The sequence below is a fragment of the Nitrosospira sp. TNL300 genome, from assembly GCF_055385915.1.
Genome location: NZ_AP041005.1, coordinates 897,586 through 923,275 on the forward strand (window position 1 = coordinate 897,586; position 25,690 = coordinate 923,275).

Genomic DNA, 25,690 nt, shown 5'->3' on the forward strand with positions numbered 1-25,690 from the left:
TGCTAAAGTCTAAGGAATCGCTGAAGAGCGATATCAGGAGTTTCTCAAACAATAATTCCCCATAAAACAGGAGAAGTCATGCGTAATCAATTGCCGGTTATTTCAATAGCAATGGTCCTGGCATTGGGCGGCTGCGCCAGTTCACCCGAAATCCAGAGCACCAGAACGAGAGACACTGCCATCGGCGCAGGCATCGGTGCTGGTACGGGAGCATTGATCGGAGCAATTGCGGGTAAGGGGAAAGGCGCGGCAATCGGTGCAGCGGCCGGGGCTGGCCTCGGTGCCATCGCCGGAAACGTGTGGTCCAGGAGAATGGAAGAGCAGAAGCAGGAAATGGAGCAGGCCACAGCGGGAACAGGAGTACAAGTTGTAAAAACTCCGGATAACAGACTGAAACTGGATATTCCCAGCGATATTTCATTTGATGCCGGCCGTGCAGACATCAGGCCGAACTTCAGGCCGGTGCTGGATAGTTTTGCCGCCGGCCTGAACAATAATCCTGCTACAGCGGTGACCATTATCGGCCATACGGACAGCTCTGGCAGTGATGCGATCAATAATCCCCTCTCCGTGAACCGGGCAGCCAGCACGCGGGATTATCTGGTGAGTCGCGGGGTTTCTCCAAACCGCATAAGGATCGATGGCCGTGGCTCGCGAGAGCCTATTGTCGCCAATGACACACCTCAGAACAGGGCAAGGAATCGCCGGGTTGAAATCTACGTTGCCGAACCGCAAGAGGCTTCCCAGCAATATTGAGTCAGGATCATTGACTCGACCGGAAAATATTATGAATCCCGTCATTCCGGGCGTGGCCCGGAATCCAGCTTACGCCCAACGTCAGCATCCGGTTCTCTGACCGGAATTCGCCAGACGAAGGCTATCAGGATGACACCCAGCAGAACGAGCATCCCCTGGTGCCAGACAGAGGGCATCATCAGGACCGAACTCCCCAGCGACAGCGCCAGCAACAGATATACCCAACGCTTCACTTTGCGCGGAATGCTGCGATGCTCCATCCATTCGCGAATAATGGGACCGGTGATGCGATTGGTCAGGAGCTTGTCGTGGAAGTGCCTGGAACTGCGAGCAAAACAAGCGGCCGCCAGCAGCACGAAAGGGGTTGTCGGGAGTACTGGCAGCACGATCCCCACCACGCCGAGTATCAGGGCGACGAATCCGGCTACGAGGTAGAGGGAGCGCACAAGGCGCGAGTCATGCAGGCGCGCATGTGATCCTCCCGGCTGCCTGGAGCACGTCTCTTTGCTGGTAAATATCTCTTCGACCTTTTCGACCTGTTCGACCTTTTCGCTTAAGCGATCCTGCATGAACTCTCCTTCATACACTTTGCGCCTCGACTAAATGAGTACATGGGCAAGCAAGGAATCCCTGAACGAAAGCCTTCATGACGCTACAGTCGCCCTACGGGTTGACGGTATAATAAGAGGCAGTAAGTATGGAAGGTTTTCATTTCAATTTTCGAGGTCCTCATGTCCAGGGTAAATACACTGATCAGTTTGGGAATATTCATGTTGGGCGCGTTGCTGTTGCCCCAATCCGCCATTTCGGAAACGGAGCAGGGCGCATCAGCCGTGACGCAGCTCATCAAGCAGGATACCAAAATAGGAAGCGGCGAAGAAGCGGCGGTGGGCAAGATGGTTGAGGTGCACTATACCGGCTGGCTTTACGACGCGAGTGCTCCTGACAAAAAGGGTGAGAAGTTCGACAGCTCGCGTGACCGTGGTATGCCTTTCTCGTTTCTGATCGGCGCGGGACGGGTCATCAAAGGTTGGGACCGGGGTGTGATCGGGATGAAGGTGGGAGGCCAGCGCACGTTGATCATTCCGCCCCAACTGGCCTACGGGCCGGAAGGGCGGGGAGCTATCCCGCCAAACGCTACCCTGATTTTCGAGGTAGAGCTTTTGGGATTGCGTCAGGGTTCGACACACTGATCGGAATGCGCGGCAAACCTCGTCCAAGTGATCTGTTTAGCGCCGCAGGAATCGCCTCCTTTCAGGTGGGCGAGGATGTCAAATCACCGATTTTCGCGCGCCCACGGCTCCCTCGCTGCGGGAACGCGGATTTTGCCCGATTCAGCAGCTCAATTCGTTGTTTTCCCCTCGCGCGGATAACGCCGGTACCAGATTAAAAACCCTGAAATCCACGTTGACTTATCCGCGTGAAACATTCACAATTAACGGTTTCGTTTGGAGGGGTTCCCGAGCGGTCAAAGGGATCAGACTGTAAATCTGACGGCTCTGCCTTCGAAGGTTCGAATCCTTCCCCCTCCACCAGATCAGCAGCTGGTATGCGGGCGTTGTAGATTTTTGTGTCTTGAGCGCTTTGCGTGGTGAGCCTGGTTCTGGTGAATGGGAGCGCAGAGGGTGTGTTGGCTGTGCGGTTCGATGATTTTTCTCCGAAGAGCTATTGAATGCTTCGCTGGATTTTCTGGTCCTGATCGTGCCCGATGCGGGTGTAGCTCAATGGTAGAGCAGAAGCCTTCCAAGCTTACGACGAGGGTTCGATTCCCTTCACCCGCTCCAGACTTGAAGCGGAGAAATGAGCGTTAATTAAAAACACTAGAAAATTGGCAAAATTGTTGCGGGGTATTGTTTAGGCAAGGACGTGCTTGCCCATGTAGCTCAGTGGCAGAGCACTCCCTTGGTAAGGGAGAGGTCGCCAGTTCAATCCTGGCCATGGGCTCCATAGGCGTCGATTACAGAACTCAAAAAAATGCTTTAAAAAGGATCATCATGGCAAAGAGCAAATTTGAGCGGACGAAGCCGCACATCAACGTAGGGACGATAGGACACGTGGATCACGGCAAGACCACGTTGACGGCGGCGATCACGATGGTATTGGCGAAGAAGTTTGGTGGTGAGGCGAAGAGTTATGCGCAGATAGACTCGGCGCCTGAAGAGAAGGCGCGGGGCATCACGATCAACACCTCGCACGTGGAGTATGAGACGGAGAAGCGGCATTACGCGCACGTTGACTGTCCTGGACACGCGGACTATGTGAAGAACATGATCACGGGTGCGGCACAGATGGATGGTGCGATTCTGGTGGTGTCAGCGGCGGATGGGCCGATGCCGCAGACGCGGGAGCACATTCTTCTGGCGCGGCAGGTAGGTGTTCCCTACATTATCGTCTACATGAACAAGGCGGACATGGTGGACGATGCGGAGCTTCTGGAGCTGGTGGAAATGGAAGTGCGCGAGCTGCTGTCCAAATACAGTTTTCCCGGGGATGACACCCCGATAGTGATTGGTTCTGCCCTGAAGGCGCTGGAAGGCGACCAGAGCGACATAGGCGAGCCCTCCATCTACAAGTTGGCAGCAGCGCTGGACAGCTACATTCCGGAGCCGCAGCGGGCGGTGGATGGCAGCTTTCTGATGCCGGTTGAAGACGTTTTTTCCATATCTGGTCGTGGCACGGTAGTGACGGGGCGCGTTGAGCGTGGCGTCATCAAGGTAGGGGAAGACATCGAGATAGTGGGCTTGAAGCCTACCACTAAGACTGTGTGCACGGGCGTTGAGATGTTTCGCAAGCTTCTGGACCAGGGGCAGGCAGGAGACAACGTAGGCGTATTGCTGCGGGGCACCAAGCGCGAAGAAGTGGAGCGCGGACAGGTGCTGTCCAAGCCTGGGACCATCACCCCGCACACCAAGTTCACGGCGGAGATTTATGTTCTGAGCAAGGAAGAGGGTGGGCGTCATACTCCCTTTTTTCAGGGATACCGGCCGCAGTTTTACTTCCGCACGACGGATGTGACGGGCGCAATCGAGTTGCCTGCGGGCACGGAGATGGTGATGCCTGGGGACAATGTATCGGTGACGGTAAACCTGATTGCGCCGATTGCGATGGAAGAAGGCCTGCGTTTTGCGATTCGTGAAGGCGGGAGGACCGTTGGCGCAGGTGTCGTGGCAAAAATTATCGAATAGCGTCTTGCCTGAGGTCGACTCCATCGTTGAAGAGCCTTGCATTCGTATGTGTCCAGGTGAGTCCTTCGTTTTTTTACCTTTGTTCAAAGTACAGGCCAGTAGCTCAATTGGCAGAGCGTCGGTCTCCAAAACCGAAGGTTGGGGGTTCGATGCCCTCCTGGCCTGCCATCGGGAAATATCATTTCAAAATCGTCAATAACTGCATGTTTCCAGGGGAAGCAGGGCCTCGTAATAAGTGGTATCAGGTCGTGCAGTGAGGTTGCGCATGAATTTTGCTCGCGCACCGCTTCGTCTGCTGGCAGGCATTAAAAGGCAGAGTGGGATAGGTTAGTGGATAAGATCAAGTTGGGATTCGCGCTTCTGCTGCTGATTGCGGGTATTGCCGGATTCTATTACCTGAGCGATAGCGCAATGGTAATTCGCGTCATTTCAGTTCTCGGAGGCCTCGTTCTTGCGACCGTGGTAGTGTCGTTTACCACTCAGGGCAAGCAGTTTTACGCGTTCAGCAGAGAGTCGTGGGAAGAGACCAAGAAGGTGGTATGGCCGAACCGGAAGGAAACGGTGCAGACGACGGGTATCGTTTTTGCCTTCGTTCTGGTAATGGCCATGTTCCTGTGGATGATAGACGCAGGCCTGCTGCTGGCGGTGAAATATCTCATGGGACAGGAAGGGTGATGGATAAGAAGTGGTATGTGGTTCATGCCTACTCCGGTTTCGAGAAGAGTGTGCAGCGTACGCTGAAGGAGCGAATCAGCCGCGCTGGAATGCTGGACAAGTTCGGGCAGATACTCGTTCCTGTGGAAGAAGTCATCGAGATGAAAGCAGGACAGAAAAATCTCAGCGAACGGAAATTTTTTCCGGGCTATGTGCTGGTCGAGATGGAGATGACCGACGAAACATGGCACCTGGTCAAAAACACGCCGAAGGTGACGGGCTTCATTGGCGGTACGGCCATGAATCCTACGCCTATCAGCGAGAAGGAAGTGCAGAACATTCTCCATCAGATTCAGGAAGGGGTGGAAAAACCCAAGCCCAAGATTCTTTTCGAAACGGGCGAGGCGGTTCGTGTCAAGGAAGGGCCATTTACGGATTTTCACGGCAACGTGGAAGACGTCAATTACGACAAAAGCAAGCTCCGGGTTTCAGTGTCCATTTTTGGGCGTCCCACACCAGTGGAACTGGATTTCAGCCAGGTTGAGAAAGCCTAGTGCAGTAAAGGTTTCCGGAAGCACCGGAAGGCCTCGGTCATATATTGCATATCGAATATTGTTAAGCGGGGAGAGCCTCAAGGGCTCGTTTGAACCCGATAGGAGAGCAAATGGCAAAGAAAATAGTCGGCTATATCAAATTGCAGGTGCCGGCGGGGAAGGCAAATCCCAGCCCGCCAATAGGGCCCGCCCTGGGGCAGCGGGGACTCAACATCATGGAGTTCTGCAAGGCATTCAATGCGGCAACGCAGAAAATGGAAGTCGGCCTGCCGGTTCCGGTCGTTATAACGGCCTATGCCGACAAGAGCTTCACCTTCACCATGAAGACCACGCCCGCTACCGTGCTGATAAAGAAGGCAGCGGGAGTGAGCAAGGGAAGCGCAAAACCCCATACAGATAAGATAGGGCGGTTGACACGGAAGCAAATGGAAGAAATCGCCCAGATAAAGATGCCGGATCTGACTGCCGCAGACATGGACGCGGCAGTTCGCACCATTGCGGGTAGTGCTCGCAGCATGGGTATAGAAGTGGAGGGCGCATAACATGGCGCACATATCCAAACGTCTCAAGGCGATCTCGGAAAAAGTGGATCGCACAAGATATTACCCCTTGCAGGATGCGCTCAATCTCGTCAGGGAAACAGCGATCGCGAAGTTCGACGAGTCCATCGATGTGGCCGTCAATCTTGGGATAGACGCAAAAAAATCTGACCAGTCAGTGCGTGGGTCTGTGGTATTGCCTGCGGGTACGGGAAAGACCGTACGGGTGGCCGTATTTGCGCAGGGCGACAAGGCCCGGGAAGCGACGGCAGCGGGGGCGGATATTGTCGGCTTTGAGGATCTCGCCGAGCAGATCAAGGCGGGCAATATCGAATTCGATGTGGCCATCGCCAGTCCCGATGCAATGCGTGTTGTAGGACAACTGGGGCAGATACTCGGTCCGCGCGGCTTGATGCCTAATCCCAAGGTGGGAACGGTAACGCCGGATGTAGCTGGTGCGGTAAGAAACGCGAAAGCCGGTCAAGTTCAGTATCGCGCCGATAAAGGGGGTATCGTACAGTGCACCATCGGACGGGCCTCGTTCACGGTGGATGCCCTGACCCAGAATATGATGGCGCTGATCGATGCGCTCAATAAATCCAAGCCTGCCGCATCCAAGGGCATCTATCTAAAGAAGATATCAGTCTCGAGCACAATGGGAATAGGCGTGCGCGTGGATCAGACAAGCATGCGATAGGTGCATGCGCCGGATTCCCTGTTTATAAATATTGTAAGACTTTGGGCCGTCGGGAAAGGCAGGACGCTTTTCCGGTGGGTTATCAAAGACCGCTGGGGTATTGGGCATGGCGGGGTGACTCGCCCAGTTTATTGCTCAGTTTATTGTTGAGTGAGCCATTGTCCAAAACTTAATCTGCATGGTGAAGGGGCTTGCAGCCGGTGTTCCATGCCAGGCTGCACTTTCCGTATTTCTCTGGCTACCCAGCGCAGATGGCGTGCCCCGAAACAGGAAAAGATTCAACTCCTGATTTAAGGTCGCCGGTTTCGCGGTGTGAGATCAGGTACGAGGGAGGAGGTCAGAATCTCGGATCAATCCGAGGTTAAGCTTCCCAAACCAGCATACCACACTTATCGCCGCATTTTAACTGATGGAGAAGTACCTTGAGTCTAAATTTAGATGAGAAAAAAGCGGTGGTCGCTGAAGTCAGCGCGCAGGTAGCCAAAGCGCAGGCCATCATCGTCGCGGAGTACCGCGGGCTGGGGGTCGGCCATATGACGCAGCTGCGGGCGAAGGCGCGGCAGTCGGGAATATATTTCCGGGTGCTTAAAAACTCGCTGGCACGCAGAGCGGTTTCGGATACCCCGTTTTCCGGATTGTCCGAGCATATGGTGGGGCCTCTCGCTTACGGCATTGGCAGCGATCCGGTTGCGGCGGCCAAGGTGCTGCATGAATTTTCAAAGGGTAACGACAAACTGGTGATCAAGGCTGGCGCCATGGCAAACCATGTAATTTCCAGCAGTGAGATTGCCAGCCTGGCCTCTCTGCCAAGTCGCGAGGAGCTTCTTGCCAAGCTGCTGGGCACAATGCAGGCACCTGTCGCCAATTTTGTACGAACCCTGAATGAAGTTCCCGCGCGTTTTGTTCGTGGCCTCGCTGCCGTTCGCGATCAGAAAGAAACCGCTTGATCCGGGGCCCAGTCGCTTTGGGACCGTTACACCATCATAGTTATTGGATTAATTATCAGGAGAAAATCATGGCTATAGCCAAAGCAGAAATTTTGGATGCGATTGCAAATATGACTGTGCTGGAGCTTTCCCAGCTCATCAAGGAAATGGAAGAGAAATTCGGTGTTTCCGCTGCCGCTGCCGCAGTTGTGGCAGCGGCGCCCGCGGCAGGCGCCGCGGCGGCACCCGCAGAGGAACAAACTGAATTTACCGTGATGCTGACCGCAGTGGGTGAAAGCAAGGTAAATGTGATCAAGGTGGTGCGTGCCGTTACCGGGCTTGGCTTGAAAGAAGCAAAAGATCTGGTGGACGGCGCACCCAAGCCAGTCAAGGAAGGTATTGCCAAAGCGGATGCGGAAGCCATCCAGAAGCAGCTTGCTGAAGCAGGCGCCACTGCTGAAATCAAATAAAAGAAAAACAGTAAGAAAAGCCGGCGGCATTACTCATGCCGCCGGTTCTGGCGTTTTTTGGATTTTGATGGCGTGTTTTGTGCGGCAGAACACCAAGTGCGCTAGCCAAAACAAGTACTCTGTTCTCTATTTTCTGTCAATCCATCTTCTGATCTCCCGGAGATTCCATGAGTTATTCGTTTACCGAGAAAAAACGTATTCGTAAAAGTTTCGCCAAGCGTGCAAGCGTCTTGCCGATTCCCTTTCTTCTCGCTACGCAAATCGAATCTTACGCTGCTTTCCTGCAAGCCAGCGTCGATCCCGACCAGCGCGCTCCGGAGGGGTTGCAAGCCGCCTTCCTGTCGATCTTCCCGATCGAGAGCCATTCCAGGAATGCACGCCTCGATTTCGTCAACTACGTACTCGGTGCACCTCCTTTCGACGTGAAGGAGTGTCAACAACGCGGTCTTACCTATGCTTCTCCCCTGCGGGCGAAGGTGCGCTTGACCCTTATGGATAAGGAGGCATCCAAACCGACCGTCAGGGAAGTGAAGGAGCAGGAGGTTTACATGGGCGAGATTCCGCTCATGACGAACACCGGTTCATTTGTGATTAACGGCACTGAACGCGTGATCGTGTCCCAGTTGCATCGTTCGCCTGGAGTGTTTTTCGAGCACGATCGCGGTAAAACGCATTCATCCGGTAAATTGCTTTTTTCCGCACGTATCATCCCTTACCGCGGTTCCTGGCTTGATTTTGAGTTTGATCCCAAGGATTACCTCTATTTTCGGGTCGACAGGCGCCGCAAAATGCCCATTACGGTGCTGCTGAAGGCCATTGGATACACACCCGAGCAGATCCTGGAGAATTTCTTTTCTTTTGACTCTTTCCATATATCGCGAAAAAGTATTCTTTTTGAACTGTTACCGGAGCGTTTGCGGGGTGATACCGCGCGCTTCGATATCCTGTCGAAAAACGGCAAGGTCATCGTCCAGAAGGACAAGCGCATTACTGTGAAGCATGTGCGCGAAATGCAGCAGGCCGGCATAGACAGGCTTGAGGTGCCGGAAGATTTCCTGTTGGGGCGGGTGCTGGGCCACAACGTAGTGGATAAGGAAACGGGAGAAATTCTCGCGCTTGCCAATGATGAGATTACGGAAACCTTGCTTGGCAAGCTGCGGGATGCCGATGTGGAAGAGATCCGTACGATTTATACCAATGATCTCGATCAGGGCGCATATATATCGCAAACTCTCAAGATAGACGAAACCATAGATGAGATGGCGGCGCAGGTTGCGATCTACCGCATGATGCGCCCGGGTGAACCCCCTACTGAGGAGGCAGTCAAGGCGCTCTTCACCGGATTGTTCTATGCCCCTGAACGCTATGACCTCTCAGTGGTCGGACGAATGAAATTCAATCGCAGGGTCGGTAAGACAGAGCTGGATGGACCGACCACGCTATCCAACGAAGATATCATTGCGGTGATCAGGATTCTGGTGGAACTTCGGAACGGTCGTGGGGAGATTGATGATATCGATCACCTGGGCAATCGTCGCGTACGCTCCGTCGGTGAATTGGCGGAAAACCAGTTTCGCTCTGGCCTGGTGAGGGTCGAAAGAGCAGTAAAAGAGCGCCTGAGCCAGGCTGAATCAGAGAACCTGATGCCTCATGACCTGATCAATGCCAAGCCGGTATCTGCGGCGGTGCGTGAATTCTTTGGTTCCAGTCAGTTATCGCAGTTCATGGACCAGACCAATCCACTCTCTGAAATCACGCACAAACGCCGTGTGTCCGCGCTCGGACCCGGTGGCCTGACGCGCGAGAGGGCGGGGTTTGAGGTACGTGACGTGCACCCGACTCACTATGGGCGGGTATGTCCGATCGAAACGCCAGAAGGTCCCAACATTGGTTTGATCAACTCGCTGGCGTTATATGCCCAGACCAATGAATACGGCTTTATGGAAACACCTTATCGCAAGGTGAAAAATGGGCAGGTAACCGATGAAATCCATTATCTTTCAGCCATTGAGGAGGGGCAATATGTAATTGCCCAGGCAAACGCCGAACTGGATGGAGCCGGCAGATTCACCAATGACATCGTTTCCTGTCGCCATAAGAACGAGTTTACCCTGGCGACCCCCGACCGGATTGAATACATGGACGTAGCGCCTGCACAGATTGTCTCGGTCGCTGCCTCGCTGATTCCTTTCCTGGAGCATGATGACGCCAACCGGGCATTGATGGGCTCCAACATGCAGCGGCAGGCGGTGCCCTGCCTGCGCGCCGAGAAACCTCTGGTCGGAACGGGAATCGAGCGCGTCGTTGCCGTCGACTCCGGCACTGCGGTAAAAGCGGTGCGGGGCGGCGTGGTGGATTATGTGGACGCAGGCCGTATTGTGGTGCGGGTGCACGATGTCGAGACGCGTGCGGGTGAAGTGGGCGTAGACATCTACAACCTCACGAAATATACGCGCTCAAACCAGAACACCAATATCAATCAGCGGCCTCTGGTGAAGGTGGGCGACGTGATCGCACGCGGAGATGTGGTGGCGGACGGCGCTTCCACCGACAAGGGTGAACTCGCGCTGGGACAGAACATGCTGGTCGCGTTTATGCCGTGGACCGGTTATAACTTCGAAGATTCCATTCTCATTTCCGAGCGTATTGTGGCGGATGACCGCTTTACCTCCATTCATATCGAAGAATTGTCGGTGGTAAGCCGCGATACCAAGCTTGGAACCGAAGAAATTACCGGCGATATTTCAAACCTGTCGGAGGCACAGCTAGGCCGTCTGGATGCTTCAGGCATTGTGCATATCGGAGCCGAGGTGGAAGCTGGTGATGTGCTGGTGGGCAAAGTGACGCCCAAGGGTGAAACCCAGCTTACGCCGGAAGAAAAACTGTTGCGCGCAATTTTTGGCGAGAAGGCTTCGGATGTGAAGGATACTTCCCTGCGAGTGCCGTCCGGCATCTCCGGAACGGTGATCGATGTACAGGTCTTCACCCGGGAAGGTATCGAACGGGACAAGCGTGCGCAGCAAATCATTGACGATGAGCTGAAGCGGTACAAGAAAGATCTGGCCGATCAGATGCGAATCGTGGAAGCTGACGCATTTGTCCGGATCGAGCGCCTGCTCATCGGCAAGATTGCCACAGGTGGTCCCAAGAAGCTTGCCAAAGGTGCGGCCATCACGAAGGAATATCTGGAAAGCAACGACCCGCACCATTGGTTCGACATACGGCTGGCGGATGAAGGGGCGAGTGTACAGCTCGAACAGATCGAAGAGGGCCTGGCGCAAAAACGCAAGGCATTCGATGCGGCCTTCGAGGAGAAGAAAAAGAAGCTCACCCAGGGCGATGAGTTGCCTCCAGGCGTGCAGAAAATGGTCAAGGTATACGTCGCGGTAAAGCGGCGCCTTCAGCCGGGAGACAAAATGGCCGGTCGTCATGGCAATAAGGGTGTCATTTCGAAGATCGTACCGGTGGAGGATATGCCTTATATGGCCGATGGCACCCCCGTGGATGTTGTGCTCAATCCACTGGGCGTGCCGTCACGCATGAACGTGGGGCAGATCCTGGAGACGCATCTCGGCTGGGCGGCCAAAGGTCTGGGACAGAAGATTGGTGAAATGCTGCGGGCAGGCAAGGAAGCCGCCGAGCTTCGAGCCTTTCTTGACAAGATATATAACACCAGTGGAAAACCGGAAGATATCGCCTCCTTGACCGACGGGGAAATCGTGGATTTGGCGGGAAACCTCCAGGATGGAGTGCCCTTTGCCACGCCGGTATTTGATGGCGCCACGGAGCAGGAAATCAAGGACATGCTCGAACTTGCCGGTTTACCGCGCTCGGGACAGGTGACCCTTTATGACGGCCGGACCGGGGAGGCCTTCGATCGCCCGGTTACCGTCGGTTACATGCATGTGTTGAAGCTGCACCACTTGGTGGACGACAAGATGCATGCCCGGTCAACCGGCCCCTACAGTCTGGTCACTCAGCAGCCGCTTGGAGGCAAAGCCCAGTTCGGCGGCCAGCGTTTCGGAGAAATGGAGGTGTGGGCACTCGAAGCGTATGGTGCCGCCTATACACTGCAGGAAATGCTGACAGTCAAGTCGGACGATGTGAACGGGCGCACGAAAGTATACGAGAGCATTGTGAAGGGCGACCACAAGATCGATGCAGGCATGCCGGAATCCTTCAACGTGCTGGTGAAGGAAATCCGGTCACTGGCCATGGATATCGATCTGGAGCGGCATTAGCAATTTTTATTCTGGAGGTACGAGAATCAGATACCTTTTTGCTGTCTTTGCTTTTTCACCGGACAATTTTTTGCATAGACCCCTGATCAACAGGAGTGACAAATGAAAGCACTGCTTGATTTATTCAAACAGGTTACCCAGAAAGAAGAGTTCGATTCGATCAAGATCGGTCTGGCTTCTCCCGAGAAAATACGTTCCTGGTCCTATGGTGAGGTGAAGAAGCCGGAAACCATCAATTATCGTACGTTCAAGCCCGAGCGAGACGGCCTGTTCTGCGCAAAAATCTTTGGTCCGGTAAAGGATTACGAGTGCCTTTGCGGAAAGTACAAGCGTTTGAAACATCGCGGCGTGATCTGCGAGAAATGTGGTGTCGAGGTCACGTTATCCAAAGTGCGGCGCGAACGCATGGGTCATATCGAACTGGCATCCCCTGTGGCGCACATCTGGTTCCTGAAATCCCTGCCATCCAGGTTGGGGATGGTGCTGGATATGACCTTGCGCGACATAGAGCGGGTGCTCTATTTCGAGGCGTATGTAGTAACGGATCCGGGCCTGACGCCTCTCCAGCGATGCCAGTTGCTGACAGATGACGATTACCGGGCTAAAACCGAGGAATACGGGGATGATTTCCGCGCCAGCATGGGTGCGGAAGGTATTCGTGATCTATTGAATACCCTGAATATTCGTGTAGAAATCGATAATCTTCGCCGCGAAATGGGAACGACCGGCTCCGAAACGAAGATGAAGAAGATTTCGAAGCGCCTGAAAGTGTTGGAGGCATTCAGCAAATCCGGCATTAAACCGGAATGGATGATTCTAGCCGTGCTACCCGTGCTGCCTCCTGAACTGCGGCCACTGGTGCCGCTGGATGGAGGACGTTTTGCGACTTCCGATCTCAATGATTTGTATCGTCGCGTCATTAACCGCAATAACCGGTTGAAACGTTTGCTCGAACTGAAGGCACCGGAAATTATCGTGCGCAACGAGAAGCGCATGCTGCAGGAAGCGGTGGATTCACTGCTGGATAACGGCCGTCGCGGCAAAGCCATGACGGGCGCCAACAAACGCCCGCTGAAATCGCTTGCGGACATGATCAAGGGCAAAGGCGGACGCTTCCGCCAGAACCTGCTTGGGAAACGCGTGGATTATTCCGGACGGTCGGTTATCGTGGTGGGGCCGCAGCTCAAGCTGCACCAGTGCGGTTTACCCAAGAAAATGGCCTTGGAATTATTCAAACCCTTTATCTTCAACAAACTGGAAATAATGGGTATCGCCAGCACGATAAAGGCTGCAAAACGTGAGGTCGAAAACGAAAGCCCGATCGTGTGGGACATCCTGGAAGATGTCATTCGTGAGCATCCTGTGATGCTGAACCGGGCACCGACCTTGCATCGGCTGGGTATTCAGGCGTTTGAGCCGGTCCTGATAGAAGGCAAGGCCATCCAACTGCATCCGTTGGTATGTGCCGCTTTCAACGCGGACTTTGACGGTGATCAGATGGCGGTCCATGTGCCGCTTTCGCTGGAAGCGCAAATGGAGTGCCGCACGCTGATGATGTCGACCAACAACGTCTTGTCGCCCGCTAACGGCGAACCCATTATCGTGCCGTCACAGGACATCGTGCTGGGACTGTACTCCACCACGCGCGAGAAGGTCAATGCGCGGGGTGAGGGTATGTATTTCGCCAATATCAGCGAAGTTTCCCGTGCGTACGAGAACCGCGTTATCGAGTTGAATGCCCGGATTTCAGTGAGGATCCCCGAATACGAGCTGGTTGCGGATGGAGAGCGGCGCGAGAAGATCACGCGGTATGAAACCACGGTAGGACGAGCATTATTATCAGAGATTCTCCCTGCCGGGCTGCCTTTTCCGCTGATCAACAAGGTGCTCAAGAAAAAAGAAATCTCCAAGCTCATCAATGCAAGCTTCCGCCGCTGCGGCCTGCGCGAAACCGTGATTTTTGCCGATAAGCTGATGTATGCCGGTTTCAGCTATGCGACGCGCGCCGGGATTTCGATCTGCCTGGACGATATGCTTACCCCCGCGCAGAAGGATGCAATCATTAGTGCCTCCGAGAAGGAAGTGCAGGAGATCGAGCTCCAGTATACGTCCGGTCTTGTCACCCAGGGTGAACGTTACAACAAGGTCGTGGACATATGGGGCCGCGCCGGCGACCAGGTTGCAAAGGCGATGATGGATCAACTCGGGGTCGAGCCGATCATCGATCCGGAAACCGGAGCCGCTAAAACGGGCGAGTCAGGGAAGCCCCTGATTCAGGAATCGTTCAATTCCATCTATATGATGGCGGATTCGGGCGCTCGCGGTTCTGCTGCCCAGATCCGTCAATTGGCAGGAATGCGCGGCCTGATGGCCAAGCCGGATGGTTCAATCATCGAAACGCCCATCACGGCTAATTTCCGCGAAGGATTGAACGTCTTGCAGTACTTTATTTCCACTCACGGTGCGCGCAAGGGTCTGGCCGATACGGCGCTGAAGACGGCTAACTCAGGCTATCTTACCCGCCGGCTTGTCGATGTGACACAGGATCTGGTCGTAACCCAGGAGGATTGTGGCACCAGCAACGGTGTGGTGATGAAGGCATTGGTCGAAGGTGGCGAGGTCATAGAAGCGTTACGCGAACGTATCCTCGGTCGTGTAGTGGTCAATGATATTATTAATCCGGAGCATCAGGCCGTGATTTACCCGGCAGGCATGCTGCTGGATGAAAATGCAGTGGATGCCATTGAGATGCTGGGTATAGATGAAGTGAAGGTCCGCACCCCGCTTACCTGTGAAACCCGCTATGGCCTGTGTGCCAAATGTTATGGACGCGATCTGGGACGCGGCACACCGGTCAATGTTGGCGAAGCAGTGGGCGTGATCGCCGCTCAGTCGATCGGTGAGCCTGGCACTCAGCTGACTATGCGCACTTTCCATATCGGAGGGGCGGCTTCCCGAACAGCGGTCGCAAGCCAGGTCGAGAGCAAATCCAACGGTGTGGTGCGGTATTCACCGAGCATGCGCTATGTGACCAATGCACGTAACGAACTGATCGCGATTTCCCGTAGCGGCGAAGTGGTGATTCAGGATGACAACGGGCGTGAGCGGGAACGGCACAAGGCGCCGTACGGCGCGACCTTGCTGATTCGTGACGGAGAAGTCGTGAAAGCTGGGCAGGTACTGGCGGCATGGGATCCGCACACGCGTCCAATCATTACTGAATACTCTGGCAAGGTCCGCTTCGAGAACGTGGAAGAAGGCGTGACCGTGGCCAAGCAGATAGATGAAATAACCGGTTTGTCCACGCTGGTGGTGATCGATCCGAAGCGCCGCGGGGTGGTGCAAACGAAGGGATTGCGCCCGATGGTGAAGCTCCTGGATGACGAAGGCAAGGAGGTGCGGCTGGCGGGCAGTAATTTGCCGGTTCACATCACCTTCCAGGTGGGTTCCATCATCACTGTTCGGGATGGGCAGCAGGTCAGCGTCGGTGAGGTTCTCGCGCGTATTCCACAGGAAAGCTCGAAAACGCGGGACATTACGGGTGGCTTGCCTCGGGTTGCGGAATTGTTTGAAGCGCGTTCCCCAAAGGATGCGGGCGTACTGGCAGAAGTCACCGGAATCGTGTCCTTCGGCAAGGATACCAAGGGCAAGCAACGGCTGGTCATCACGGACCTGGATGGAGTGTCGCACGAATATCTCATTCCCAAGGACAAGCACGTGACTGCTCACGATGGGCAGGTGGTGAACAAGGGAGAAAGTATCGTCGACGGTCCTGCCGATCCACACGATATTCTCCGTCTCCTGGGGGTGGAAGCACTGGCGCGCTATATTACCGACGAGGTGCAGGATGTGTACCGCTTGCAGGGCGTCAAGATCAACGACAAGCACATCGAGGTGATAGTGCGCCAGATGCTGCGCCGTGTGCAGATCGTGGATTCCGGCGATACGCGCTTCATTCCCGGTGAACAGGTTGAACGCGCCGAAATGCTTGCGGAAAACGAACAGGTTGAATTAGAGGACAAGAGGCCGGCAACCTATGAATATATGCTGCTGGGCATCACTAAAGCTTCGCTGTCCACCGACTCGTTCATTTCGGCAGCATCGTTCCAGGAGACTACACGAGTGCTGACCGAAGCGGCTATCATGGGCAAGAAGGATGATCTGCGAGGACTGAAAGAAAACGTTATTGTAGGACGGCTTATTCCCGCAGGTACGGGTTTGACTTTCCACAATACCCGCAAGAGACAGCGCCTCATGCTGGATACCGGCGAAACGCCTCCTTTGAGTGAGGAAGAGACAGGAGAAATTAGAAACAGTGGATACGCTGTCTGAAAACAGGCGGGGAAAGGGAAGCTCGCGAGCCTCATCCTGCTCACTGGCAATGTTGGCATTTAGCCCCGGTGTCTGACGGAATCGAATTATGCCCATCGATATTAATGCCATCATTGCCGAAACTCGCGGCAAAAACTTCGAGCTTTACGAAGAGCATATAAATCCGGTCTTCGTCAAGGTACTGCGTACACTTGGATTCAACCGAACCTGGGTGAGAGGGGAGGGTGCCTATCTCTGGGATGAGACAGGCACGCGCTATCTCGATTTTCTGACCAACTGGGGTGTTTTCAATTTCGGGCGCCGGCATCCTGCTATTCGTAATGCACTGCAACAGGTAATGGATGCCGAGTTTCCCGGGTGGGTCGGTTTTGATGCTCCGCCGCTTGCCGCGGTACTGGCGCGCGAACTGGTAAAACGAATGCCTCCGGGGCTGGATACCGTTTACTTCAGTAACTCCGGTACGGAAGCAATCGAAGCAGCAATCAAATTTGCACGTGGGTATACAGGTCGGCCCTCTACTGCGCATCTCACCAAGGCGTTTCACGGCTTGACCATGGGGTCCTTGTCGCTGAATGGGGAAGCGAGTTTTCGCAGGGGTTTTGAGCCAATGCTTCCCGGCAGTTCAGAAGTGAAAATGGGCGACCTGGCCGGACTGGAAGCGCGTCTGGCAAAGGGCGATGTCGCGGCCTTCGTCTTTGAGCCGATACAGGGCAAGGGTGTCAATATCGCCAGCGACGAGTACCTGCTGGGGGCGCAGGAGTTATGCCGAAAATACGGCACCTTGATGGTTTGCGACGAAATTCAATGTGGTATGGGCCGCACGGGGCGTTTTCTGGCCAGCCAATGGGTTCCGGATTTCCGCCCAGACATCGTCTGCCTTTCCAAGGCGCTTTCCGGAGGCTATATTCCAGTCGGCGCGACAATTACCCGACGTGCCGTCTACGATAGCGTTTACGACAGTCTGCATCGTGCGATTGTTCATGCATCCACTTTCGGGATGGGCAATATGGCGATGGTCGCAGCTTTGGCCTCACTCAGTGTCCTGGACGATGAGAAGCTCATGGATCGGGCCATGGTACTCGGGGAGCGTTTCAGGAAAGGAATCGAGGCGATGGTGCCGCGCTTCGAATTTCTCAAGGGAGTGCGGCAGCGCGGGCTCATGATTGCAATCGAGTTTGGCCAGCCGGAATCAATGTCGCTGCGAGCAGCATGGGCAATGGTCAACAAGATGGATGAAAACCTTTTTGCTCAGGCAATCGTTCTTCCGCTTCTTGACGATCATCATATTCTTACCCAGGTAGCAGGCCATGCCATGCCCATTGTCAAGATTCTGCCGCCGCTGAACATCGGCGAGAGCGATGTCGACTGGTTCCTCGCAGCGCTTGAGGATGTCATGATAAAATTGCACAAGTTCCCAGGCCCCGCCTGGGAGGTTTTGAAGAAGCTCGGCAATCATGCGCTGACTGCCAGAAAGCGCGAGGCGCGGGTAACTGCATGAGGTGCATGGCGGGGACATGAACTGGGTCACTCTTTATCGGATTTCCTTGTTGAATTCCTGAACAGGTTTGCTGTATTCCTGCATTTGATTGATGTTCTTCAGGAGTTTCACCGCGCAGTCCGCAACTGCGTTGATTTCGACTGGGGACCCTGTTTTGTAATCTGTTTTTGTTTCAAAGCCTCTGATGGTTGCCGAGCAGGATTTTTCCGCTTTGCGCCATTTCGTCCCTGGTAAAAATCACGCGGGCAATGAGATGTTCATCACGGCAGATTCCTGTGATGAGGTCTCATTGCTTATTGAAAACAAAAAGGCTTTAGCTTGACATGGCAAGATAAAGTCCATAGAATTCGCAGTTTTTTAGCCGCCGGCAGATCGACAGCGTGAGCGGCTGGATAGGGAAGTAAATTTATATTGGCAGCGGGACAGGTGAGTCGCCCTCCCGTTTTTCTGGAAAATAAAATGCCGACAATCAGTCAGTTAGTACGTAAGCCGCGCGCGGCAAAACCTCTGAAAAGCAAAGTTCCCGCATTGGGAAACAGCCCACAAAAGCGAGGGGTTTGCACGCGGGTTTATACCACCACGCCCAAAAAACCGAATTCGGCTTTGCGCAAGGTGGCGCGCGTCCGTTTGACTAACGGCTTCGAGGTATCCAGTTATATCGGTGGAGAAGGTCACAATCTTCAAGAACACTCGGTAGTTTTGATCCGGGGTGGTCGTGTCAAGGATTTGCCGGGCGTACGCTACCATACTGTACGCGGCAGCCTGGATACTGCCGGAGTCAAGGACCGCAAGCAGGGGCGATCGAAATACGGCGCCAAGAAGCCGAAGTCGGCTTAAAAACAGTTTGAATCCCGACACAACCAGACGATTGATCGGGATTGCCCCGACGATAACGTAAGCTGAATAATTACGCCAAGGTTAGAAAATGCCAAGACGGAGAGAAGTTCCAAAACGCGAAATTTTACCGGACCCAAAGTACCATAATGCCGAAGTGGCGAAATTTGTCAATGTATTGATGACGCGAGGCAAGAAATCCGTGGCAGAGCGAATTATCTACGGGGCCATGGATCAGATTCACAAGAAGACGGGCAAGGATCCGGTGGAAGTATTTACGCAGGCACTGTCCAATGTCCGCCCAATGGTGGAAGTAAAAAGCCGCCGCGTTGGCGGCGCCAACTACCAGGTTCCGGTAGAAGTCCGGTCGATTCGGCGTAATGCCCTCGCGATGCGGTGGTTACGTGAGGCTGCGCGTAAAAGAGCTGAAAAATCCATGGGCGCCCGATTGGCGGGCGAGTTGGCAGAAGCTGCCGAAGGCAGGGGTGGGGCGGTCAAGAAACGCGAGGAAGTTCATCGTATGGCCGAGGCGAACAAGGCATTTGCGCATTATCGATTCTGACGGCAATGATGGCGCAGGGAAACCTGCCATCATGACCTGGTTTGCCTGATTCAGATTGAAAAGTCCCTGATTTTTAGCTGCCGGGAGCATTGTGCCACCGGCAGTTTTCCAATTTTAAGGCTAGAAAACTGTGGCAAGAAAGACACCTATTGAACGTTACCGAAATATTGGCGTCATGGCGCATATAGACGCCGGAAAAACTACGACCACCGAACGCATCCTGTTCTATACAGGCGTATCGCATAAGCTTGGTGAAGTGCATGACGGTGCGGCTACCATGGACTGGATGGAGCAGGAGCAGGAGCGCGGCATTACAATTACCTCTGCCGCTACCACATGCTTCTGGAAAGGGATGGATCATAACTATCCAGACCATCGCATCAATATCATCGATACGCCGGGCCACGTTGATTTCACCATCGAAGTGGAGAGATCGTTGCGCGTTCTCGATGGCGCCTGCACCGTATTTTGTGCAGTGGGTGGCGTGCAGCCCCAGACCGAGACGGTATGGCGCCAAGCGAATAAATATAAGGTTCCCCGTCTTGCTTTTGTCAACAAGATGGATCGTGCGGGCGCCAATTTCATGCGTGTTTATGAGCAGATACAAAGCCGGCTCAAGGCGCATCCTGTGCCCATTCAGTTGCCGATAGGCGCAGAGGACAAATTCGAAGGCGTTGTCGACCTGATCAAGATGAAGGCTATTCATTGGGACGACGCCAGTCAGGGGATGAGATTCGAGGAACGCGATATCCCTGCGAACATGGCTGAGGATGTCAGGTTATGGCGCGAGAAAATGGTGGAGTCGGCTGCCGAGGCGAATGAAGAACTGATGAACAAATATCTGGAAGAAGGCGACTTGTCGCCTGCGGATATTAAGCAGGGTCTTCGCATTCGTACCCTTGCCAATGAAATCGTACCCATGCTCTGCGGGTCCGCCTTCAAGAATAAAGGCGTGCAGGCAATGCTCGATGCTGTACTCGATTATCTTCCGTCCCCAGCCGACATCGAGGCAGTTGACGGCGAAAAAGAGAGCGGCGAGCACGCTGAACGCCATGCGAGTGACGATGAACCGTTTGCTGGTCTTGCCTTCAAGATTGCCACTGACCCCTATGTGGGCCAATTGATCTTTTTTCGCGTGTATTCAGGAGTCGTAACCTCTGGTGATACCGTTTATAACCCGATCAAGGGGCGCAAGGAGCGGATTGGAAGACTGCTGCAGATGCACGCCAACCAGCGGGAAGAAATCAAGGAAGTCCGGGCGGGGGATATAGCCGCGGCAGTGGGCTTGAAGGAGGCGGTTACCGGGGACACGCTGTGCGATCCTGGTGATGTCATCACACTGGAGCGCATGGTGTTTCCGGAGCCCGTGATTCACGTCGCAGTGGAACCAAAAACCAAGCTGGATCAGGAAAAAATGGGCATCGCATTGAATCGTCTCGCCCAGGAGGATCCTTCCTTCCGTGTGCGCACCGATGAGGAATCCGGTCAAACTATCATTTCCGGAATGGGCGAATTGCATCTGGAAATCATTGTGGATCGGATGAAACGCGAATTTGGCGTCGAAGCCAATGTGGGTGCTCCCCAAGTGGCTTATCGCGAAGCAATCCGGAAATTGGTGGATGTCGAAGGCAAATTCATCAAGCAGTCCGGCGGACGGGGTCAGTATGGTCATGTCTGGATCAAGATGGAGCCGAACGAGGCCGGCAAGGGCTTCGAGTTTGTTGATGCAATCAAGGGTGGAACCGTACCCAGGGAATATATTCCTGCGGTGCAGAAAGGCCTTGAAGAAACACTTCCGAATGGCGTGCTGGCAGGTTTTCCGGTAGTGGATGTCAAGGTCACCTTGTTCGATGGCTCTTACCATGATGTCGATTCGAATGAAAACGCGTTCAAGATGGCTGCCTCGATTGCATTCAAGGATGGTATGCGCAAGGCCAGCCCTGTACTGCTGGAACCGATGATGTCCGTAGAAGTGGAAACGCCGGCGGATTTCATGGGGAATGTCGTAGGGGATCTGTCCTCCCGGCGTGGCATGATCCAGGGCATGGACGATCTGCCTGGCCTCAAGCTGGTGCGTGCAGAAGTGCCGCTGGCGGAAATGTTCGGTTATGCAACTTCGTTACGGTCTGCAACGCAGGGCCGGGCTACGTATACGATGGAGTTCAAGCATTACGCCGAAGCGCCAAAGAACGTGGCCGAGGCGATCATAAGCAAGAAATAATCGTCATCAGATAAAAGGATCATCATGGCAAAGAGCAAATTTGAGCGGACGAAGCCGCACATCAACGTAGGGACGATAGGACACGTGGATCACGGCAAGACCACGTTGACGGCGGCGATCACGATGGTATTGGCGAAGAAGTTTGGTGGTGAGGCGAAGAGTTATGCGCAGATAGACTCGGCGCCTGAAGAGAAGGCGCGGGGCATCACGATCAACACCTCGCACGTGGAGTATGAGACGGAGAAGCGGCATTACGCGCACGTTGACTGTCCTGGACACGCGGACTATGTGAAGAACATGATCACGGGTGCGGCACAGATGGATGGTGCGATTCTGGTGGTGTCAGCGGCGGATGGGCCGATGCCGCAGACGCGGGAGCACATTCTTCTGGCGCGGCAGGTAGGTGTTCCCTACATTATCGTCTACATGAACAAGGCGGACATGGTGGACGATGCGGAGCTTCTGGAGCTGGTGGAAATGGAAGTGCGCGAGCTGCTGTCCAAATACAGTTTTCCCGGGGATGACACCCCGATAGTGATTGGTTCTGCCCTGAAGGCGCTGGAAGGCGACCAGAGCGACATAGGCGAGCCCTCCATCTACAAGTTGGCAGCAGCGCTGGACAGCTACATTCCGGAGCCGCAGCGGGCGGTGGATGGCAGCTTTCTGATGCCGGTTGAAGACGTTTTTTCCATATCTGGTCGTGGCACGGTAGTGACGGGGCGCGTTGAGCGTGGCGTCATCAAGGTAGGGGAAGACATCGAGATAGTGGGCTTGAAGCCTACCACTAAGACTGTGTGCACGGGCGTTGAGATGTTTCGCAAGCTTCTGGACCAGGGGCAGGCAGGAGACAACGTAGGCGTATTGCTGCGGGGCACCAAGCGCGAAGAAGTGGAGCGCGGACAGGTGCTGTCCAAGCCTGGGACCATCACCCCGCACACCAAGTTCACGGCGGAGATTTATGTTCTGAGCAAGGAAGAGGGTGGGCGTCATACTCCCTTTTTTCAGGGATACCGGCCGCAGTTTTACTTCCGCACGACGGATGTGACGGGCGCAATCGAGTTGCCTGCGGGCACGGAGATGGTGATGCCTGGGGACAATGTATCGGTGACGGTAAACCTGATTGCGCCGATTGCGATGGAAGAAGGCCTGCGTTTTGCGATTCGTGAAGGCGGGAGGACCGTTGGCGCAGGCGTCGTGGCAAAAATTATCGAATAGCAACAGGATCAAGGATCGGATTTAAGATTTACGCAAGGTGCGTGGTCGGTCAATTCGGAATCCGAGTCCTCAACCTGAGGTTGGATTATGCAAAGTCAAAAAATACGTATTCGTTTGAAAGCGTTCGATTACCGGTTGATAGACAAATCGGCGCTGGAGATCGTGGAAACCGCAAAACGTACCGGTGCTGTAGTCAAGGGCCCGGTGCCTCTGCCAACGCGCATCGAGCGTTTTGATGTGCTTCGTTCGCCTCATGTCAACAAGACTTCACGTGATCAATTCGAAATCCGGACTCATTTGCGGCTGATGGATATCATGGATCCAACCGATAAAACGGTGGATGCGTTAATGAAGCTGGATCTGCCTGCCGGAGTGGATGTCGAGATAAAGTTGTAGTTTTCCAGCGCAACTCTGAGTATGTTCGCAGCGAAGGACTCGGGTTCCTGTTCAATCAACATGAATTGCCGGTCAATTGTAATCGGCACCTTTTAGAAGGGTAATTAGAATGAGTTTAGGGCTCGTCGGCCGCAAGGTCGGCATGACTCGTATTTTCACCGAAGAAGGTGATAGCCAGCCCGTCACAGTGCTGGACGTGTCTAATAATCGTGTCACACAGATCAAGACGCCCGCTAATGATGGGTATTCCGCCGTGCAAGTCACGTTTGGCAAGCGTCGGGCCATTCGTGTAAACAAACCTTCGGCCGGGCATTTTGCCAAGGCAGCCGTAGAGGCGGGAGAGATTCTGAGAGAGTTCCGCGTCGCAGAAGAAACCCTTGGAACTCTCAGTCCCGGCGCAGTTATCGGATTGGATATTTTTCAGCCGGGGCAGAGGGTGGATGTAACCGGTATCTCGATCGGAAAGGGTTATTCCGGCGTCATCAAGCGTCATGGCTTCGCTTCTAACCGGGCGAGTCACGGTAACTCACGGTCTCATAATGTTCCCGGTTCCATCGGCATGGCGCAGGATCCCGGTCGCGTCTTCCCCGGAAAGCGCATGTCCGGTCATCTGGGGAATGTGAGGCGCACCATTCAAAACCTGGAAATACTGCGAATCGATGCCGAGCGCGGGCTGTTGCTCATCAAAGGCGCTATTCCCGGATCGAAAGGCGGGGACGTGACAGTTTCGCCAAGCATTAGATCTGGAAGACCCGTCAATAACAGCAATGTCAATGCCACCGCAAAAGGCGGCGCGAAATCTGGCAAGAAGGGTGGATAATGGAACTTAAACTTATCGACGATAATGGACAGTCGTCTGCAAACGTTTCAGCTTCTGAAACCCTGTTTGGCCGGGAGTATAATGAAGCCCTCGTGCATCAGGTTGTAACAGCCTATCTTGCCAATGCACGCAGCGCCAACAGAGCGCAAAAGGCACGATCGGATGTCGCCAAATCGACGCGCAAGCCCTGGCGGCAGAAAGGGACGGGGCGCGCTCGCGCCGGCATGGCGTCGAGTCCTCTATGGCGGGGCGGAGGGAAAATATTTCCCAATAGTCCGGAGGAGAATTTCAGCCATAAAGTCAATCGCAAGATGTATCGTGCGGGTATCGGCGCGATTCTCTCACAACTCGTTCGTGAAAACCGATTGTCGGTAGTGGAAAATTTTGTCGTTGATGTACCCAAGACGAAAGTACTGGCACAGAAGTTGAAAGATATGGGACTGGATCAGGTCATGATCATTACAGATAACATTGATGAGAATCTTTATCTCTCCTCAAGAAATCTTCCACTCGTCAAGGTTGTTGAAGCGAGTTATGCTGATCCAGTCAGTCTCATGCGCTTTGCAAATGTACTGATTACGCGTAATGCGCTGGCAAAAATGGAGGAGATGCTTGCATGAGCGGCCAAACATTCAACCCTGAGCGTCTGATGCAGGTGATATTGTCGCCTCAGGTATCGGAAAAAGCGACGTTTATAGGCGAAAAACATAACCAGATTATCTTTCGCGTGGCTCCAGATGCAACAAAGCCGGAAGTCAAAGCCGCAGTGGAATTGATGTGGAAGAATCAAAAGGTTGAAGTGGAAAGCGTGCGCATATCCAATGTCAAAGGCAAGGAAAAGCGTTTTGGCCGTTTCATGGGGCGGCGCGGTGGCTGGAAGAAGGCTTACATCAGCATCAAGGCCGGTCAGGAAATCAATTTTTCTGAAATTGCTCAAGGAGAGGTCAAGTAATGGCGCTGGTTAAAGTCAAACCGACCTCTCCAGGTCGTCGGGCGGTAGTCAAAGTCGTCAATGCTGGCCTGCACAAGGGTGCACCTTACCCGCACCTGGTGGAGAAGCAGAATCGCACTGCCGGACGTAACAATAAGGGGCAAATCACTACTCGCCACATAGGCGGTGGTCACAAGCAGCATTACCGCGTCGTGGATTTTCGCCGCAACAAGGATGGAATCGCAGCCAAAGTGGAGCGGCTGGAATATGATCCGAATCGCAGCGCGAATCTCGCCCTTCTCTGCTATTCCGATGGCGAACGGCGCTACATTATTGCGCCAAAAGGCATCATTGTAGGCATGCAACTGATGAGCGGCGCAGATGCGCCTATAAAGAACGGCAATGCATTGCCGCTGCGCAATATTCCGGTTGGCAGCATCATTCATTGCGTGGAAATGATGCCGGGTAAAGGCGCGCAACTTGCTCGTTCAGCGGGAGCTTCGGTTCAACTTCTAGCGCGCGAGGGAGATTATGCCCAGTTACGTCTGCGCTCGGGAGAAATCCGCAGGGTACACGTGAACTGCCGTGCGACGATCGGGGAAGTAGGAAACGAGGAGCATAACCTGCGAGCTATCGGCAAGGCAGGAGCGCAGCGGTGGCGTGGCATCAGGCCAACAGTGCGTGGGGTGGCAATGAATCCGATAGACCATCCTCATGGCGGGGGTGAAGGTAAAACAGCGGCGGGACGTCATCCTGTCAGCCCATGGGGAACGCCTTCCAAGGGTTTCCGTACGCGGGTGAACAAGCGTACCGACGGCATGATTGTGCGACGTCGTTATTCAAACAAGGGATAATGAAT

The 25,690-nt window shown here is 54.2% G+C and carries 23 protein-coding genes and 4 tRNA genes; 26 read left to right on the forward strand and 1 reads right to left on the reverse strand.

Features of this window, described 5'->3' with window-relative positions; genetic code table 11:
* Positions 1-78: 78 nt before the first annotated feature.
* Positions 79-756 carry a YiaD family glycine zipper/OmpA-like lipoprotein gene (locus ACZ5BW_RS03985; RefSeq protein WP_464542766.1) on the forward strand — a complete coding sequence of 226 codons (678 nt, stop codon included), beginning with the start codon at positions 79-81 and terminating at the stop codon, positions 754-756.
* Between the two features lie 41 nt (positions 757-797).
* Here the strand turns inward: ACZ5BW_RS03985 and ACZ5BW_RS03990 are convergent, their stop codons facing one another.
* Positions 798-1,325 (reverse strand): YbaN family protein, encoded by a 528-nt coding sequence (locus tag ACZ5BW_RS03990; protein ID WP_464542768.1) that lies wholly within the window; start codon positions 1,323-1,325, stop codon positions 798-800.
* Between the two features lie 162 nt (positions 1,326-1,487).
* Here ACZ5BW_RS03990 and ACZ5BW_RS03995 point away from each other — a divergent pair, with 162 nt between their 5' ends.
* The 25 genes from ACZ5BW_RS03995 to rplB all read left to right on the forward strand — a co-directional run bounded on the left by ACZ5BW_RS03995 (position 1,488) and on the right by rplB (position 25,685).
* A complete protein-coding gene (locus ACZ5BW_RS03995; protein WP_464542770.1) occupies positions 1,488-1,949 on the forward strand; it encodes an FKBP-type peptidyl-prolyl cis-trans isomerase in 462 nt (153 codons plus the stop codon).
* A gap of 257 nt (positions 1,950-2,206) precedes the next feature.
* Positions 2,207-2,291 (forward strand) — tRNA-Tyr (locus tag ACZ5BW_RS04000).
* 175 nt (positions 2,292-2,466) lie between these two features.
* A tRNA-Gly gene (locus ACZ5BW_RS04005) sits at positions 2,467-2,540 on the forward strand.
* 88 nt (positions 2,541-2,628) lie between these two features.
* A tRNA-Thr gene (locus tag ACZ5BW_RS04010) sits at positions 2,629-2,703 on the forward strand.
* Between the two features lie 47 nt (positions 2,704-2,750).
* Positions 2,751-3,941 (forward strand): elongation factor Tu, encoded by a 1,191-nt coding sequence (gene tuf / locus ACZ5BW_RS04015; protein WP_464542772.1) that lies wholly within the window; start codon positions 2,751-2,753, stop codon positions 3,939-3,941.
* Between the two features lie 92 nt (positions 3,942-4,033).
* Positions 4,034-4,109 (forward strand) — tRNA-Trp (locus ACZ5BW_RS04020).
* A 162-nt stretch (positions 4,110-4,271) separates the two neighbouring features.
* Entirely contained in the window at positions 4,272-4,616 is a 345-nt protein-coding gene (secE, locus tag ACZ5BW_RS04025) for a preprotein translocase subunit SecE (RefSeq protein WP_464542775.1), read from the forward strand.
* On the forward strand, positions 4,616-5,149 hold the full coding sequence (gene nusG / locus ACZ5BW_RS04030; protein WP_074971995.1) for a transcription termination/antitermination protein NusG: 534 nt from the start codon (positions 4,616-4,618) through the stop codon (positions 5,147-5,149). Before secE ends, nusG begins: the two co-directional genes overlap by 1 nt.
* Before the next feature lie 110 nt (positions 5,150-5,259).
* Positions 5,260-5,691, forward strand: a complete 432-nt coding sequence (gene rplK, locus ACZ5BW_RS04035; RefSeq protein ID WP_464542778.1) for a 50S ribosomal protein L11 — start codon at positions 5,260-5,262, stop codon at positions 5,689-5,691.
* Between the two features lies 1 nt (position 5,692).
* Positions 5,693-6,385 carry a 50S ribosomal protein L1 gene (gene rplA, locus ACZ5BW_RS04040; RefSeq protein ID WP_464542780.1) on the forward strand — a complete coding sequence of 231 codons (693 nt, stop codon included), beginning with the start codon at positions 5,693-5,695 and terminating at the stop codon, positions 6,383-6,385.
* Between the two features lie 422 nt (positions 6,386-6,807).
* Positions 6,808-7,332, forward strand: a complete 525-nt coding sequence (rplJ, locus tag ACZ5BW_RS04045) for a 50S ribosomal protein L10 (protein ID WP_464542782.1) — start codon at positions 6,808-6,810, stop codon at positions 7,330-7,332.
* A gap of 68 nt (positions 7,333-7,400) precedes the next feature.
* Positions 7,401-7,781 (forward strand): 50S ribosomal protein L7/L12, encoded by a 381-nt coding sequence (rplL, locus tag ACZ5BW_RS04050; protein ID WP_011380115.1) that lies wholly within the window; start codon positions 7,401-7,403, stop codon positions 7,779-7,781.
* A 167-nt stretch (positions 7,782-7,948) separates the two neighbouring features.
* Positions 7,949-12,022 carry a DNA-directed RNA polymerase subunit beta gene (gene rpoB, locus ACZ5BW_RS04055; RefSeq protein ID WP_464542784.1) on the forward strand — a complete coding sequence of 1,358 codons (4,074 nt, stop codon included), beginning with the start codon at positions 7,949-7,951 and terminating at the stop codon, positions 12,020-12,022.
* 102 nt (positions 12,023-12,124) lie between these two features.
* Entirely contained in the window at positions 12,125-16,354 is a 4,230-nt protein-coding gene (gene rpoC, locus ACZ5BW_RS04060; RefSeq protein ID WP_464542786.1) for a DNA-directed RNA polymerase subunit beta', read from the forward strand.
* Positions 16,355-16,442: 88 nt separating this feature from the next.
* Entirely contained in the window at positions 16,443-17,852 is a 1,410-nt protein-coding gene (locus ACZ5BW_RS04065; RefSeq protein WP_464542788.1) for an aspartate aminotransferase family protein, read from the forward strand.
* Between the two features lie 184 nt (positions 17,853-18,036).
* Positions 18,037-18,174 (forward strand): hypothetical protein, encoded by a 138-nt coding sequence (locus ACZ5BW_RS04070; protein ID WP_464542790.1) that lies wholly within the window; start codon positions 18,037-18,039, stop codon positions 18,172-18,174.
* 137 nt (positions 18,175-18,311) lie between these two features.
* Positions 18,312-18,689 carry a 30S ribosomal protein S12 gene (rpsL, locus tag ACZ5BW_RS04075; protein WP_011380119.1) on the forward strand — a complete coding sequence of 126 codons (378 nt, stop codon included), beginning with the start codon at positions 18,312-18,314 and terminating at the stop codon, positions 18,687-18,689.
* Between the two features lie 88 nt (positions 18,690-18,777).
* The gene (gene rpsG / locus ACZ5BW_RS04080) at positions 18,778-19,248 is read left to right on the forward strand and encodes a 30S ribosomal protein S7 (RefSeq protein ID WP_464542793.1); all 471 of its coding nucleotides are present in this window, start codon (positions 18,778-18,780) and stop codon (positions 19,246-19,248) included.
* Positions 19,249-19,378: 130 nt separating this feature from the next.
* On the forward strand, positions 19,379-21,469 hold the full coding sequence (gene fusA, locus ACZ5BW_RS04085; protein ID WP_464542796.1) for an elongation factor G: 2,091 nt from the start codon (positions 19,379-19,381) through the stop codon (positions 21,467-21,469).
* Positions 21,470-21,493: 24 nt separating this feature from the next.
* Complete coding sequence (gene tuf / locus ACZ5BW_RS04090; protein ID WP_464542772.1) at positions 21,494-22,684, forward strand: elongation factor Tu; 1,191 nt, start codon at positions 21,494-21,496, stop codon at positions 22,682-22,684.
* Positions 22,685-22,771: 87 nt separating this feature from the next.
* On the forward strand, positions 22,772-23,080 hold the full coding sequence (gene rpsJ, locus ACZ5BW_RS04095; protein ID WP_011380122.1) for a 30S ribosomal protein S10: 309 nt from the start codon (positions 22,772-22,774) through the stop codon (positions 23,078-23,080).
* Between the two features lie 109 nt (positions 23,081-23,189).
* Positions 23,190-23,900, forward strand: a complete 711-nt coding sequence (gene rplC, locus ACZ5BW_RS04100; protein WP_464542799.1) for a 50S ribosomal protein L3 — start codon at positions 23,190-23,192, stop codon at positions 23,898-23,900.
* On the forward strand, positions 23,900-24,520 hold the full coding sequence (gene rplD / locus ACZ5BW_RS04105) for a 50S ribosomal protein L4 (RefSeq protein WP_464542801.1): 621 nt from the start codon (positions 23,900-23,902) through the stop codon (positions 24,518-24,520). Before rplC ends, rplD begins: the two co-directional genes overlap by 1 nt.
* Positions 24,517-24,852 carry a 50S ribosomal protein L23 gene (rplW, locus tag ACZ5BW_RS04110; protein ID WP_464542803.1) on the forward strand — a complete coding sequence of 112 codons (336 nt, stop codon included), beginning with the start codon at positions 24,517-24,519 and terminating at the stop codon, positions 24,850-24,852. Before rplD ends, rplW begins: the two co-directional genes overlap by 4 nt.
* Positions 24,852-25,685 carry a 50S ribosomal protein L2 gene (gene rplB, locus ACZ5BW_RS04115; RefSeq protein ID WP_464542805.1) on the forward strand — a complete coding sequence of 278 codons (834 nt, stop codon included), beginning with the start codon at positions 24,852-24,854 and terminating at the stop codon, positions 25,683-25,685. Before rplW ends, rplB begins: the two co-directional genes overlap by 1 nt.
* Positions 25,686-25,690 lie beyond the last annotated feature (5 nt).